This window comes from Rhodococcus sp. SJ-2 (assembly GCF_053750035.1).
Genome location: NZ_CM132340.1, coordinates 3725764 through 3739413 on the forward strand (window position 1 = coordinate 3725764; position 13650 = coordinate 3739413).

Annotated in this window: 14 protein-coding genes; 11 read left to right on the plus strand and 3 right to left on the minus strand. The window is 66.4% G+C overall.

Annotated features, from left to right (window positions below):
• Positions 1-27: 27 nt before the first annotated feature.
• Both ACSYG9_RS17580 and dapD read right to left on the minus strand, forming a co-directional pair.
• A complete protein-coding gene (locus ACSYG9_RS17580) occupies positions 28-1353 on the minus strand; it encodes an amino acid permease (protein WP_440127697.1) in 1326 nt (441 codons plus the stop codon).
• An 82-nt stretch (positions 1354-1435) separates the two neighbouring features.
• Entirely contained in the window at positions 1436-2389 is a 954-nt protein-coding gene (dapD, locus tag ACSYG9_RS17585) for a 2,3,4,5-tetrahydropyridine-2,6-dicarboxylate N-succinyltransferase (protein WP_454839335.1), read from the minus strand.
• Between the two features lie 98 nt (positions 2390-2487).
• Between dapD and dapE the strand changes: the two genes are divergently transcribed.
• The 10 genes from dapE (at position 2488) to ACSYG9_RS17635 (ending at position 11091) form a co-directional block, all read left to right on the plus strand.
• Entirely contained in the window at positions 2488-3564 is a 1077-nt protein-coding gene (gene dapE / locus ACSYG9_RS17590; protein WP_440123746.1) for a succinyl-diaminopimelate desuccinylase, read from the plus strand.
• A gap of 10 nt (positions 3565-3574) precedes the next feature.
• Complete coding sequence (locus ACSYG9_RS17595; RefSeq protein WP_440123747.1) at positions 3575-4387, plus strand: TIGR00730 family Rossman fold protein; 813 nt, start codon at positions 3575-3577, stop codon at positions 4385-4387.
• On the plus strand, positions 4381-4941 hold the full coding sequence (locus ACSYG9_RS17600; protein ID WP_440123748.1) for a TIGR00730 family Rossman fold protein: 561 nt from the start codon (positions 4381-4383) through the stop codon (positions 4939-4941). Before ACSYG9_RS17595 ends, ACSYG9_RS17600 begins: the two co-directional genes overlap by 7 nt.
• Positions 4942-5117: 176 nt before the next feature.
• On the plus strand, positions 5118-6833 hold the full coding sequence (locus tag ACSYG9_RS17605; protein WP_454842989.1) for a long-chain-acyl-CoA synthetase: 1716 nt from the start codon (positions 5118-5120) through the stop codon (positions 6831-6833).
• 19 nt (positions 6834-6852) lie between these two features.
• Positions 6853-7830: a dihydropteroate synthase gene (folP, locus tag ACSYG9_RS17610; RefSeq protein WP_440123749.1), complete on the plus strand. Its 978-nt coding sequence runs from the start codon at positions 6853-6855 to the stop codon at positions 7828-7830.
• Positions 7827-8744 (plus strand): glucosyl-3-phosphoglycerate synthase, encoded by a 918-nt coding sequence (locus ACSYG9_RS17615; RefSeq protein WP_440123750.1) that lies wholly within the window; start codon positions 7827-7829, stop codon positions 8742-8744. Before folP ends, ACSYG9_RS17615 begins: the two co-directional genes overlap by 4 nt.
• Positions 8745-8778: 34 nt before the next feature.
• Positions 8779-9222: a DivIVA domain-containing protein gene (locus ACSYG9_RS17620; RefSeq protein WP_440123751.1), complete on the plus strand. Its 444-nt coding sequence runs from the start codon at positions 8779-8781 to the stop codon at positions 9220-9222.
• Positions 9219-9791 carry a DNA-3-methyladenine glycosylase I gene (locus ACSYG9_RS17625; RefSeq protein ID WP_454839337.1) on the plus strand — a complete coding sequence of 191 codons (573 nt, stop codon included), beginning with the start codon at positions 9219-9221 and terminating at the stop codon, positions 9789-9791. The genes ACSYG9_RS17620 and ACSYG9_RS17625 overlap by 4 nt, the downstream gene beginning before the upstream one ends.
• Before the next feature lie 151 nt (positions 9792-9942).
• Positions 9943-10110, plus strand: a complete 168-nt coding sequence (locus ACSYG9_RS17630) for a DUF3117 domain-containing protein (RefSeq protein WP_011211259.1) — start codon at positions 9943-9945, stop codon at positions 10108-10110.
• Positions 10111-10215: 105 nt separating this feature from the next.
• Complete coding sequence (locus tag ACSYG9_RS17635; protein ID WP_440123753.1) at positions 10216-11091, plus strand: putative RNA methyltransferase; 876 nt, start codon at positions 10216-10218, stop codon at positions 11089-11091.
• On the opposite strand, the gene glgA is transcribed toward ACSYG9_RS17635, so the two are convergent.
• A complete protein-coding gene (glgA, locus tag ACSYG9_RS17640; RefSeq protein WP_440123754.1) occupies positions 11078-12250 on the minus strand; it encodes a glycogen synthase in 1173 nt (390 codons plus the stop codon). The two genes, ACSYG9_RS17635 and glgA, sit on opposite strands and share 14 nt — an antisense overlap.
• Positions 12251-12407: 157 nt before the next feature.
• Between glgA and glgC the strand changes: the two genes are divergently transcribed.
• A complete protein-coding gene (gene glgC, locus ACSYG9_RS17645; RefSeq protein WP_440123755.1) occupies positions 12408-13622 on the plus strand; it encodes a glucose-1-phosphate adenylyltransferase in 1215 nt (404 codons plus the stop codon).
• Positions 13623-13650 lie beyond the last annotated feature (28 nt).

Below are 13650 nucleotides of genomic sequence, written 5' to 3' on the forward strand. Positions count from 1 at the left end.
TCGGCCGGGCCCGACACCGACACTCTCTCAGGACGTGGGAAGATTCTCGGAGTCTGCGGGATGGAACCGGCGCCAGACGATGCCGATCACGGTAATGATCACGAACAGCACGGCGGTAGCGGTGAGCTGCGCGCGGGCGTCGGAATCGGAGAGCATCAGGATGATGAACGCGACGAGCATGGCGAGCGTGAACCAGCTCAGGTAGGGGAACGCCCACATCTTCAGCTTCAGCGTGCCCTCCTGCTCGAACCGCCGCCGTAGCCGCAGGTGCGCGACCACGATGAAGAGCCAGATCGCGATCAGTGCCGAGCCGACGGCGTTGAGCAGGATGCCCAGGATCTCGTCGGGAAGCAGCCAGTTCAGCCACACGCTGACGAAACCGAAGAACACCGACACCAGCACGGCGTTGCGGGGCACCCCGTTGTGCGAGAGCTTGCCGAGCCACGCCGGTCCGTCCCCACCACGCGCGAGGGAGTACGCCATCCGCGAGGTTCCGTACACGTTCGCGTTGAACGCCGACAGCAGCGCGATCACGACGACGAGTTCCATGAACCCGGAAACGTAGGGGATTCCGGCGATATCGAGGACGGACACGAACGGCGAGGTGTCGCCGCTCGCGGTGGTCCAGGGCAACACGAGCACCATGATCGCGATCGAACCCAGGTAGAAGAGGCTGATGCGCCAGACGACCGAGCGCACGGCGGTGGCGATGGACCGTTCCGGATCTTTCGATTCGGCGGCGGCGATCGTGACGATCTCGATCCCGCCGAACGCGAATGCGACCGCGAGCAGGCCCGCAGCGATGCCGGCGAGGCCGTTCGGCGCGAACCCGTCGCCGTCGCCGAGCAGGTGCACGGTGCCGACCGGATCGGTATCGGGTAGCAGTCCGAACACCAACAGCACACCCAGCACGAGGAAGCCGATGATGACGGCGACCTTCAACGCGGCGAACCAGAACTCGAACTCACCGAAATTGGCGACACGCGCGAGGTTGATCACGGCGAAGAAGGTGACGAATACGAGTGCCACAACCCATTGGGGCACACCGGGAAGCCACGACTGCACGATGGCCGATGCACCGGTGATCTCGACGCCGAGGACCATGATGAGCATGAACCAGTACAGCCATCCCATCGTGAATCCGGCCCAGCGGCCGATCCCGATGCGGGCGTAATGCGAGAACGAACCGGAGACCGGAAGGGCCGCGCCCATCTCGCCGAGCATGCGCATCACGAAGATGATCATGATGCCCGCGAGGACGTACGAGATGAGGACGGCGGGACCCGCCGCGGCGATACCGACGCCGGAACCGAGGAACAGGCCGGCGCCGATCGCGGAGCCGAGCCCCATCATGGTCAGATGTCGGACTTTGAGCCCGCTTCCGAGGTGCTGCGGCTCGCTTGCGGGCGACTCGGCTGTGCTCAAGGGACCCTACTCAGTCGTTGGCGTGGAGGGCTGCGTTCAATTCGACGCCGGTGCCCTTGTTGGGGACCACTTCGACAGCACCGCTGACCGAGTTGCGGCGCAGCATGAGATTGGACTTGCCGTTGAGATCCTTGGCCTTGATGACGGTACCGTCGGGGCCGGTGACCTTGGTTCCGGCGGTGACGTACAGGCCTGCCTCGACGATGCAGTCGTCGCCGAGCGAGATGCCGACGCCGGCGTTCGCTCCGAGGAGGCAGCGCTTCCCGATGGAGATGACTTCCTTGCCGCCGCCCGACAGAGTGCCCATGATCGACGCGCCGCCACCCACGTCGGAGCCGTCGTCGACGACGACGCCCGCGGAGATTCGGCCTTCGACCATCGAGTTCCCGAGGGTGCCCGCGTTGAAGTTCACGAAGCCCTCGTGCATCACGGTGGTGCCGGAGGCGAGGTGCGCACCGAGACGGACGCGATCGGCATCGGCGATGCGGACACCGGACGGCACGACGTAGTCGACCATGCGCGGGAACTTGTCGACGCCGTAGACGGTGACGGGTCCGCGGATGCGAAGACGCGAACGGACGAGTTCGAATCCTTCGACGGCGCAGGGACCGTAGTTGGTCCACACCACGTTGGCGAGCAGACCGAACAGGCCGTCGAGGTTGATGCCGTGCGGTTGGACGAGACGATGGGAAAGCAGGTGCAGACGCAGATAGGCGTCGTGTGCGTCGGCGGGCGCCTGCGACAGATCGGCGATGGTGGTGCGGACCGCGACCTGGTTGACGTCGCGCGCCTCGTCGGTCCCCGCGAGCAACGCGAGGTCGGACGGGATGTCCTTGCCTTCGAGCCGCGTCGTCCCGGTTTCGGTGTGTTCGCCCAGCGTGGGGGCCGGGAACCAGGTGTCGAGGACGGTGCCGTCCGTCGCGATGTTCGCGATGCCTACTGCTGATGCTCCGTGTGCACTCACGGTCGAGAAGCGTACGCGAGGCGCGCGTGCTCCTGTGTAGGCCCTGTGAAAAACCGATGCCGAACCTGTGAAAAACGGTGATTCCGTATTGTGCGGCTATGACCGCTCCACACCTCGACCTGCATGCCGATCCGATCGACCTCACCGCTGCCCTGGTGGACATTCCCAGCGTGTCGCAGGACGAATCGGTCATCGCCGACGCCGTGGAGAAGGCGCTGCGCGAACAGACGTCGGGGTTCGAGGTGATTCGCAGTGGCAACGCTGTTCTGGCGCGCACGAATCGAGGTCTCGGAAGCCGGGTGATGCTCGCCGGTCACCTCGACACGGTGCCGATCGCCGACAACGTGCCGTCGCGGCGCGAGGGCGATCTGATGTACGGGTGCGGGACCTCCGATATGAAGTCGGGCGACGCGGTCTTCCTGCATCTCGCGGCGACGGTCGCCGAACCCGCGCACGACCTGACGCTCGTGTTCTACGACTGTGAGGAGATCGCCGCCTCCTTCAACGGACTCGGCCGAATCGAGTCCGATCTGCGTGAATGGCTCGATGCCGATGTCGCAATCCTCGGCGAGCCCACCGGCGGGCTGATCGAAGCGGGCTGTCAGGGGACGCTGCGGGTGAGGATCACCACGGGCGGTGTGCGAGCACATTCGGCCAGGTCCTGGCTCGGCGACAATGCGATCCACAAGCTCGCGCCCGTACTCGAACGATTGTCGCGGTACGAAGCGCGATCGGTCGACATCGACGGCTGTGTGTACCGCGAGGGACTGTCCGCCGTGCGCCTCGGCGGGGGAGTGGCAGGCAATGTCGTGCCCGACGCTGCTGAGGTCGACGTCAACTTCCGGTTCGCACCGGACCGCAGCCCCGACACCGCCCTCGCCCACGTGAAGGAGGTTTTCGCCGGCCTCGACATCGAGATGGAGCTGACCGACATGTCGCCGGGTGCCCTGCCCGGGCTGGCGAATCCCGCAGCGGCAGCGCTGGTCGCGGCAGCCGACGGGCGCTTCCGCGCCAAATACGGATGGACCGACGTGTCGCGGTTCGCCGCCTTGGGAATCCCCGCCGTCAACTACGGCCCGGGCGACCCGAACCTCGCGCACAAGCGGGACGAGAACGTCGACGTGCGTCACATCACCGAGGTGACCGCGGTGCTCCGCGGGTACCTCACCCGATAACGTGACCGACATGCCAGGCGACGAACCCCCCGCGAACTCGGACAGTCGACGCGACCGCGACGAGGTCGTGCATCGCGGGCCCGTGCAGTTGCGCGGCGATCGTGCGTTCGAGTCCACCATGATGGATCAGCGTCTGCTCGACCGGCGAGGGCCTGCCGACTGGGTGCACACAGACCCGTGGCGGGTGCTGCGAATTCAGAGTGAATTCGTCGAGGGGTTCGGCGCCCTCGCCGAGGTGCCACGCGCCGTCGCGGTGTTCGGGTCGGCGCGGACGCCGACGGACCACGCGGACTACGAGATCGGTCGCCGTCTCGGTGCTGCACTCGTCGAAGCCGGATACGCCGTGATCACCGGTGGTGGCCCCGGAGCGATGGAAGCCGCGAACCGGGGCGCGAGCGAGTCGGGGGGATTCTCGATCGGGCTGGGTATCGAATTGCCATTCGAGCAGTCACTCAATGATTGGGTGGATCTGGGCCTGAACTTCCGGTACTTCTTCGCGCGCAAGACGATGTTCGTGAAGTACTCACAGGCGTTCGTTTGCCTGCCCGGCGGATTCGGAACGCTCGACGAACTGTTCGAAGCGGTCACGCTGGTTCAGACCCACAAGATCACCCAGTTCCCGATCGTGTTGTTCGGCACCGAGTACTGGTCGGGCCTACTCGACTGGATCCGCGCGACGATGCTGCGCGAGGGCAAGATCTCGGCGGAGGACTTCGATTTGATCTCGGTTACCGACAGCATCGACGAAGCGGTGCAGATCATCGTCGCCGCGCACCGCGGTGAGGACGAACACGAGCTCTACGGTGAGGAGGCCTCATGGTGAGCGAGTCCGGTCTGGCGGTGTGCGTCTACTGCGCGTCCGGTCCGGTGCACGAGTCGTACCTCGGGTTCGCGACCGCGGTCGGCACGGCGCTGGGACGTCGCGGATGGCGGCTGGTCTCCGGCGGGGGCAACGTGTCGATGATGGGTGCGATCGCCGAGGCCGTCCGCGCTGCGGGCGGGCACACGCTCGGAGTCATCCCGAAGGCGCTCGTGCACCGTGAGGTCGCCGATGTCGACGCGGACGAACTCGTCGTCACCGATACGATGCGCCAGCGCAAGGAGATCATGGAGAACCGCGCCGACGCGTTCATCACCCTGCCCGGTGGTATCGGCACCCTCGAGGAGCTCTTCGAAACCTGGACCGCGGGATACTTGGGAATGCACGACAAACCCATGGTGCTGCTCGATCCGGTCGGGCACTACACCGGATTGCTCACGTGGCTGGAGTCTATGGTCGACACCGGGTTCGTGGCTCGGCGGGCGCTCGATTCCCTGCAGGTCACCGCGGATATCGAGGATGCGCTCGACCGGTGTGGCGCGGCCGCTCGGATGTAGAGGGGGTTTCGTTCGGCCGATCGATTATCTACTCTTCGGTAAGTTCGGGGGAGCTGCGACTTCTTTCGAGCCTGCTGCCCAGCCGACCGCCGTGAGGAACGAAGTTGACCAAGTCCGTGTCCACCGAGCGTGATTCGACCGTCTCCCCGCTCGACCTGCTTGCCCAACTACCGGCCATGCTGCCGGATGCACCGAGCCTGCTGCGCGGAGCACTCGGCATGACCCGCACTCCGAAGGCCCGCGAGACGATCGGTTCGGTCTTCCAGAAACTCGCCGAGCGTCGGCCCGACCGGCCGTTCCTGCGTTTCGACGGCGACACACTGAGGTACGGCGATGCGAACGCACAGGTCAACCGGTACGCGGCGGTGCTGACGGCGCGGGGCGTGCGGGTCGGCGACGTCGTCGGCATCCTCATGACGAACAGGCCCGAAGCACTCCTCATCACGCTCGCAGCGGTCAAACTCGGTGCCGCGGCAGGCATGCTCAACAATCACCAACGTGGCGAGGTCCTTGCCCACAGCCTCGGTCTACTCGACAGCCGGGTCCTCGTGATCGGTGAAGAGTGCGAGGACGCGATCGAGTCCCTCGACGGACCACCGCAGGCGGAGGCGGTGCTGCGCGTCGACGAGCTCGACTCACTCGCCGCCGAGGCAGATTCCGCGAACCCCGCGGTCACCGAACGTCTACAGGCCTCCGAGACCGCGTACTACATCTTCACCTCGGGGACGACAGGTCTGCCCAAAGCCAGCAAGATGTCGCACTTCCGCTGGCTCAAGTCGATGTCGGGGCTCGGCGGACTGGGTGTCCGATTGCGCCGCGACGACACTCTGTACTGCTGCCTGCCGCTCTATCACAACAACGCACTGACGGTCGCGCTCTCGTCGGTGCTCGGTTCCGGCGCGACCCTCGCGCTGGGCCGCAAGTTCTCGGCGTCGGGATTCTGGTCGGATGCCCGACGCAACGGAGCCACCGCGTTCATCTACATCGGTGAGATCTGCCGCTACCTGCTCAACCAGCCGGCGCGTCCCGACGACCGTGACAACGGCATCCGGCTGATGGTGGGCAACGGCCTGCGACCCGAGATCTGGACCGAATTCACCGACCGCTTCGGAATCGACCGTGTCGCAGAGTTCTACGGCGCAAGCGAATGCAACATCGCATTCATCAACGCGCTCAACCAGACTCGCACCGCGGGAATCTGCCCGCTCCCGCACGCAGTGGTGGAATACGACCCCGATACGGGCAAAGCGCGACGCGCTGCCGACGGGCACCTGAAGAGCGTCCGGCGAGGTGAGGTCGGTCTGCTCCTCGCGAAGGTCACGTCCCGCGCCCCCTTCGACGGCTACACCGATCCCGAGGCAACCGAAGCCAAACTCGTCCGCGACGGGTTCGACGACGGCGACGTCTGGTTCGACACCGGCGACCTCGTCCGCAAACAGGGATTCATGCACGTCGCGTTCGTCGACCGACTCGGCGACACCTTCCGGTGGAAAGGCGAGAACGTCGCAACCACCCAGGTCGAAGGGGCGGTATCGTCGCACGAGTCGATCGCCGAAGCCGTCGTCTACGGGGTCGAGGTGCCCGGCGTAGAAGGCCGCGCAGGCATGGTCGCGGTGACGTTGAATCCGGACTCGGAATTCGACGGCGCGGCACTCTCCTCAGCCCTGCACCACGCGCTCCCGGACTACGCGGTACCGCTGTTCGTGCGGATCGTCGACGAGCTCGAACACACGACGACCTTCAAGAGCCGCAAGGTGGATCTGCGCAACCAGGGCTTCACCGACACCGGGTCCGACGCGGTGTTCGTTCTCGCAGACCGCTCCGACGGATATCGCCCCCACTACGACGGATACGTCGAGGCAGTCACTCGGGGTGAAATCCCCCGACGCTGATCATGTCAGGATGGGAGCCATGACCGGTTCCGCCGCAGAGGTTCCCGAGCTGCCCGCACAGCGCGACGTGCGCCCACCCGGGCATGCATCCCCGACGCTGGGTGGACGACCGTCTCCGACGCTGGGTGGACGACCGTCTCCGACGCTGTGCGGCCGGCCGGTCGCGACCGACCGAGCCCTCGTGATGGCGATCGTCAATCGCACCCCGGACTCCTTCTACGACCGGGGCGCGACGTTCACCGACGATGCAGCCCTGGCCGCAGTCGACCGCGCCGTTGCCGAGGGAGCCGATCTCGTGGACATCGGCGGTGTCAAGGCAGGACCGGGCGACCTCGTCGACACTGCTGAGGAGATCAGACGGGTCGTACCCTTCGTCGCAGCGATCCGTGAGCGATACCCGGACGTGCTCATCAGCGTCGATACGTGGCGCAGCGAGGTGGCGCGGCGCGCGGTCGCCGAAGGCGCCGATCTGATCAACGACACGTGGGCGGGCGCCGACCCCGAACTCGTCGACGTCGCGGCAGAGCTCGGCGTGGGCATCGTGTGCTCCCACACCGGCGGCGCGACCCCTCGGACCCGCCCTCACCGGGTGCGGTACGCCGACATCGTTGCCGAGGTCGCGGCCGAGGTCGTCGGCGCTGCCGAGGACGCAGCGCGGCGAGGCGTCGCGCCCGACTCGATCCTCATCGATCCCACCCACGATTTCGGGAAGAACACCTATCACGGGCTCGAATTGTTGCGGCACGTGGACGTTCTCGTAAATAGCGGGTGGCCTGTGCTCATGGCGCTCAGCAACAAGGACTTCGTAGGCGAGACTCTGGGAGTCGAACTCGCCGAGCGGTTGGAGGGCACATTGGCAGCGACAGCATTGTCCGCGGCAGCAGGAGCGAGGGTGTTCCGGGTGCACGAGGTCGCAGCGACCCGCCGCGTGGTCGACATGACGGCCGCGATCGTCGGCACCCGCCCGCCCGCCCGCACGGTCAGGGGTCTGGCATGAGTGCTCCCACACGCACCTGGAGTGAAGCGAACAGCTGGGACCGTCCCACGTGGACGGTCGCCGAACTCGAGCGCGCCAAGGCAGGGCGCACAGTGACCGTGGTGTTGCCCGCCCTCGACGAGGAGGACACCGTCGGAAGGGTCGTCGACACGATCCACCCTCTCCTGGGTGGTCTCGTCGACGAGCTGGTGGTGCTCGACTCGGGTTCCACGGACGACACCGTGGCCCGCGCGCGTGCCGCCGGTGCACGCACGATCTCCCGCGAGGAAGCAGTGCCCGGTGTGCCACCGGTCCCAGGCAAGGGCGAGGTCCTGTGGCGGTCGATCGCGGCGACGTCCGGCGACCTGATCGCGTTCGTCGATTCCGATCTCATCAACCCGGATCCGGCGTTCGTGCCGAAGCTCCTCGGCCCGCTGCTGCTCGGAGACGGAATCCACCTCGTCAAGGGCTTCTACCGGCGTCCCCTTCGGGTCAGTGGAGCCGAGGACGCCTCCGGAGGTGGCAGGGTCACCGAACTGGTCGCCCGGCCGCTGCTCGCCGCTCTGCGGCCGGAACTGACGTGTGTCCTCCAACCTCTCGGAGGCGAATACGCGGGTACCCGCGAGCTGTTGCAGTCGGTGCCGTTCGCACCGGGTTACGGCGTCGAGATCGGACTACTGCTCGACACGTACGACCGGCTCGGTCTCGATGCGATTGCCCAGGTCAACCTCGGCGTGCGCAAGCATCGGAACCGGCCCCTGTCCGAGCTCGGCGCGATGAGCAGGCAGATCGTCGGGACGATGCTGGGTCGCTGCGGAATCGCGGATTCGGGTGCGCCCCTGACCCAGTTCCTCGTCGACGGCGACTCGTTCAGCCCGGTCGAGACGCGCGTGAGCCTCGAGGACCGTCCACCCATGGCGACCATCACCGGCTGACCCGGTTGTCGGTGCGGCGTGTCAAGATCGAGGGATGCTGACGGTTCTGCTGTACGTGCTCGTCATCGTCGTCGTCGGCGCCGCGCTGTTCTTCGTCGCGAGTGTGGTGTTCGGGCGTGGTGAAGCGCTCGCACCCATCCCGCCCGGCACCACAGCCACTGTTCTGCCCGCGTCCGACGTGACGGGCACCGACGTGCGAGATCTACGCTTCCAGCAGACTCTGCGCGGATACAAGATGGGCGAGGTCGATTGGGCACTCGATCGGCTCGCTCGCGAGATCGACGAACTCAAGGCGCGGATCGAGGAGTACGAGGTGTCCGCCGAGACGCCGGGCGACGACGTGCCCGTGCCCCACGATCGAGTCGTCGAGAAACCGGACGACGAGCACGACGATCCCGGGTCTCGCGAATCCACGCGACCGGCGGAGTCCGAGGCCGAGAGGGAGAAGCAGGACGCCGACGAAGGAGCGACGTCATGACCGAGGACCAACGGGCGCGCTGTCCCTGGGCGGTCGATCGCGCCGGCGAGACGCTCTACCGCGACTACCACGACACCGAGTGGGGACGTGAACTGCACGGCCGCGACGAACTGTTCGAACGGCTCGCCCTCGAGGCGTTCCAGTCGGGGCTTTCGTGGTTGACGATCCTGCGTAAACGCGAGAGATTTCGCGCGGCGTTCGACGGTTTCGATGTCGACATCGTGGCTCGCTACGACGAGGAGAAAATCGCGGCGCTTATGGCCGATGCCGGCATCGTCCGCAATCGGCTCAAGATCGAGGCAGTGGTGTCGAACGCGCGAGCGGTACTCGATCTCACCGACTACGACCTCGACACGTTGCTGTGGTCGTTCGCGCCGCCGCGGCGCGCCGAGCGGTTCGACTCCGCGGAGCGGATTCCCGCGGTGACCGAGGAATCGAGGGCGATGGCGCGCGAACTCAAGCGCAGGGGATTCCGTTTTGTGGGCCCCACCACTGCGTATGCCCTCATGCAGGCCACCGGGATGGTCGACGACCACGTTGCGGAGTGCTGGGTTCGAACGGACGCTTGACCTACTGCGCGCGGGCACCCGCGGGAGTCCGCTGTCCAGCGAGGACCGCGATAGGGAACAATGGTGGAGCGCGCATCGTCGACCGCGACGAGGCAACCACACGGTAACCCACGCGCCCGGAGGTCGGGTGCAGATTTGGAGGGAGCAGAGGATGGCGGCCATGAAGCCCCGGACCGGGGACGGTCCCCTCGAAGCAACCAAAGAGGGACGAGGAATCGTCATGAGGGTTCCACTCGAGGGCGGCGGACGTTTGGTCGTCGAGCTCACGCCGGACGAGGCTGCGGCCCTCGGCGACGAACTCAAGAGTGTCACCAGCTGATCAGCGCCTCTTTCGACGTTTCCGGGTCTCGCGCTGCTGTCTGTGCGCGAGGCCCGGATTCGTATCGGCGAGACCTGCCGTGCGCGTCGTGGATGAAGGGAAACCATGCTCGACTCGGTGATCGACCTCCTCGCGTGCCCGCATTGTGAATCCGCGATGGATCTCGACGACACGGCGGTGTTGTGCGAACGCGGCCACAGCTTCGACATCGCACGCCAGGGCTACGTTTCTCTCTTGAGCGGTGCGGCGACCCGATTCACCGGCGACACGGCAGAGATGATCGCCGACCGCGCCGCGTTCCTCGATGGAGGCCACTACGACCCGATCCGCGAGGCAGTGAGGGCTGCGTGCGCGTCCGTCCCGTCCGATTCGGGTGTGCTCGAGGTGGGCGCGGGCACCGGGGGCTACCTTGCCTCGGTACTCGACGGGTTGCCGGGTTCCCGAGGTATCGGTCTCGACGTGTCGAAGCCGGCGGCGCGCCGAATCGCTCGCAGTCATCCCCGTACCGGCGCCGTCCTCGCGGATGTGTGGGCGCAGATCCCGGTGCGATCCGGGACGCTCGGGCACGTCCTGTCGGTGTTCGCCCCGCGCAACGCGTCCGAGGCGCACCGGGTCCTCGAGCCCGGCGGTGTGCTCGTGGTGGCCACTCCGGCACCGGAACACCTGCGTGAACTCGTGTCGCTGCCCGGGATGGTCAGCGTCGACGAACACAAGACCGAACGTCTGTCGTCGGCGCTGTCCGGGCGATTCGAGCGACACGCTCGCACCGAGGTGCGTTTCGCGATGCAACTGACCCGCACGGCGCTCGTCGCTCTCGTGGGAATGGGCCCGTCCGCCTTCCATCTCACCGCGGCGCAGCGCGCCGAGATGGTGGAGGCACTGCCCGACGATTTCGAGGTGACCGCATCGGTGACGGTGTCGACGTGGAGCCGGAAGCCCGGTGACGGCGCTCGGCGAGACGGGGAGGTCAGCGGCGGCTGATCGCGTCCTGATAGACCACCAGGGTGGCCCGCGCGATCTGCGCCCATGAGAACTCGCTGATCGCCCGCGCTCGCCCGGCACGTCCGAATTCGGCCGCGCGCGCGGGGTCGGAGGCGAGATCGTTGACGGCGTCCGCGAGAGCGTGTTCGTAGACTGCGGGTTCGTACGAGTTGTAGTGCACAAGCGTGCCGGTGACGCCGTCCTGCACGACCTCGGGGATCCCACCCACATCCGATGCCACTACGGCGGTCTCGCACGCCATCGCTTCCAGGTTGACGATACCGAGTGGCTCGTACACCGAAGGGCATACGAAAACCTGAGCGGCAGCGAGCAGCTCGCGGACCGATTCTCGCGGGAGCATCTCCTGAACCCAGATGACGTTGCCCCGCGAACTCTGCAATTCGGCGACAGCTCGTTCGGTGTCCGCTGCGAGCTCCGGGGTGTCGGGAGCACCTGCACACAACACGAGTTGGATCTCGGGCGCGATGCGGTGTGCGGCGGCGATCAGATGACCGAGGCCCTTCTGACGGGTGATGCGGCCGACGAACACGGCAATCGGCGCGGTGGGATCGACACCGATCGTCGGAAGCACCGATTCGGAATCGGGCGGGAGGGGGCCCGGATGCCACACCGAGGTGTCGATCCCGTTTCGCACCACGTGGACGCGCGCGGGGTCGACGAACGGATAGGCGTCGAGAACGTCGAGCCGCATACCGTCGCTGACGGCGATGACCGCGTCCGCGTACTGCACGGCGTTGCGTTCGGACCACGACGAAATCCGGTAACCACCACCGAGCTGTTCGGCTTTCCACGGGCGCCGGGGCTCGAGCGAGTGAGCGGTGAGGACGTGGGGGACGTCGTACAGGTCTGCGGCGAGATGACCGGCGAGACCCGAGTACCACGTGTGTGAGTGGACGATGTCCGCCCCGGCCGCCCCGTGGGCCATACGCAATTCCGCTGACAGGGTGGTCAATGCAGCGTTGGCGCCGGAGAGTGCCGGGTCGGGGGAATGCACGATCGCGGTCTCGCGGGGCCCTCCCATGCAATGCACGTCGACCTCGCACAGGCGCCGTAGTTGCGACACCAGCTCGGTCACGTGAACGCCTGCGCCGCCGTACACCTCGGGCGGATACTCCCGTGTCATCATTGCCACCCGCACCGCATCAAACTATCCGGCCGCAGAAGTTCCGGCCACTCGATCTCCGAACGCCGGGACGAGGGGACATCACAGGCCGCCGCACCCCGACGGGGTCGCCGACTTCTCCGAGTTCTCACTTGGCTGGCGGCATCGTAGGCAGTGCGGATAGGTTGAGCGTGTGAGGAGCCAGCCACATGTGCTTGGAATCGTGCTCGCCGGCGGCGAGGGTAAGCGGCTGTATCCGTTGACCGCGGACCGCGCGAAGCCCGCGGTGCCGTTCGGAGGTGCCTACCGTCTGATCGATTTCGTGCTGAGCAACCTCGTCAACGCGGGCTATCTGCGTATCTGCGTGCTGACGCAGTACAAGTCGCACTCGCTCGATCGGCACATCTCCCAGACCTGGCGGCTGTCCGGTTTCACGGGGGAATACATCACCCCGGTGCCCGCGCAGCAGCGTCTGGGGCCACGCTGGTACACAGGGAGTGCCGATGCGATCCTGCAGTCGTTGAACCTCGTGTACGACGAGGATCCCGAGTACATCGTGGTGTTCGGCGCCGACCACGTCTACCGCATGGATCCCGAGCAGATGGTGCGTCAGCACATCGAATCCGGAGCCGGCGTGACCGTTGCGGGCATCCGGGTCCCGCGCAGCGAAGCGTTCGCCTTCGGATGCATCGACAGCGACGAGTCCGGCCGCATCACCCAGTTCCTCGAAAAGCCTGCCCACCCGCCCGGCACTCCCGACGACCCCAACGTGACCTTTGCCTCCATGGGCAACTACGTCTTCACCACGAAGGTGCTTGTCGAGGCGTTGCGAGCGGATTCCGAGAATTCCGACTCGGACCACGACATGGGCGGCGACATCATCCCCGCTCTCGTCGCGCAGGGTGCAGCGCACGTCTACGACTTCAACAACAACGTGGTGCCGGGTGCCACCGAACGCGACCGCGCCTATTGGCGCGACGTCGGCACGCTCGACGCGTTCTACGACGCACACATGGATCTGGTGTCCGTTCACCCCATCTTCAATCTGTACAACAGGCGCTGGCCGATCCGCGGTGCGGCCGAGAACCTCCCGCCCGCGAAGTTCGTACAGGGCGGCCTCGCGCAGGAGTCGATCGTGGGGGCAGGGAGCATCCTGTCGGCCGCGACCGTCCGTAACTCGGTACTCAGCTCCAATGTCATGGTCGAGGACGGCGCCACCGTCGAGGGCAGTGTGCTGATGCCCGGGGTGCGCATCGGTAAGGGCGCGGTCGTGCGTCACGCAATTCTCGACAAGAATGTCGTCGTCGGAGACGGCGAGATCATCGGAGTCGATCTCGAACGCGACCGTCAGCGCTTCGCGGTGAGCAACGGAGGGGTCGTCGCCATCGGCAAGGGCGTGTGGATCTAGCTCACCCTGGTGCGCGCGGTGCCCAGCT

What these genes read in the sequence shown, in the direction of transcription:
- ACSYG9_RS17580 (WP_440127697.1), bottom strand. Translation starts at nt 1,353, where the DNA reads ATGATGGGGCTCGGCTCCGCGATCGGCGCCGGCCTGTTCCTCGGTTCC.
- dapE (WP_440123746.1), top strand. Translation starts at nt 2,488, where the DNA reads ATGACCGCTCCACACCTCGACCTGCATGCCGATCCGATCGACCTCACC.
- ACSYG9_RS17595 (WP_440123747.1), top strand. Translation starts at nt 3,575, where the DNA reads ATGCCAGGCGACGAACCCCCCGCGAACTCGGACAGTCGACGCGACCGC.
- ACSYG9_RS17600 (WP_440123748.1), top strand. Translation starts at nt 4,381, where the DNA reads ATGGTGAGCGAGTCCGGTCTGGCGGTGTGCGTCTACTGCGCGTCCGGT.
- ACSYG9_RS17605 (WP_454842989.1), top strand. Translation starts at nt 5,118, where the DNA reads ATGCTGCCGGATGCACCGAGCCTGCTGCGCGGAGCACTCGGCATGACC.
- folP (WP_440123749.1), top strand. Translation starts at nt 6,853, where the DNA reads ATGACCGGTTCCGCCGCAGAGGTTCCCGAGCTGCCCGCACAGCGCGAC.
- ACSYG9_RS17615 (WP_440123750.1), top strand. Translation starts at nt 7,827, where the DNA reads ATGAGTGCTCCCACACGCACCTGGAGTGAAGCGAACAGCTGGGACCGT.
- ACSYG9_RS17620 (WP_440123751.1), top strand. Translation starts at nt 8,779, where the DNA reads ATGCTGACGGTTCTGCTGTACGTGCTCGTCATCGTCGTCGTCGGCGCC.
- ACSYG9_RS17625 (WP_454839337.1), top strand. Translation starts at nt 9,219, where the DNA reads ATGACCGAGGACCAACGGGCGCGCTGTCCCTGGGCGGTCGATCGCGCC.
- ACSYG9_RS17630 (WP_011211259.1), top strand. Translation starts at nt 9,943, where the DNA reads ATGGCGGCCATGAAGCCCCGGACCGGGGACGGTCCCCTCGAAGCAACC.
- ACSYG9_RS17635 (WP_440123753.1), top strand. Translation starts at nt 10,216, where the DNA reads ATGCTCGACTCGGTGATCGACCTCCTCGCGTGCCCGCATTGTGAATCC.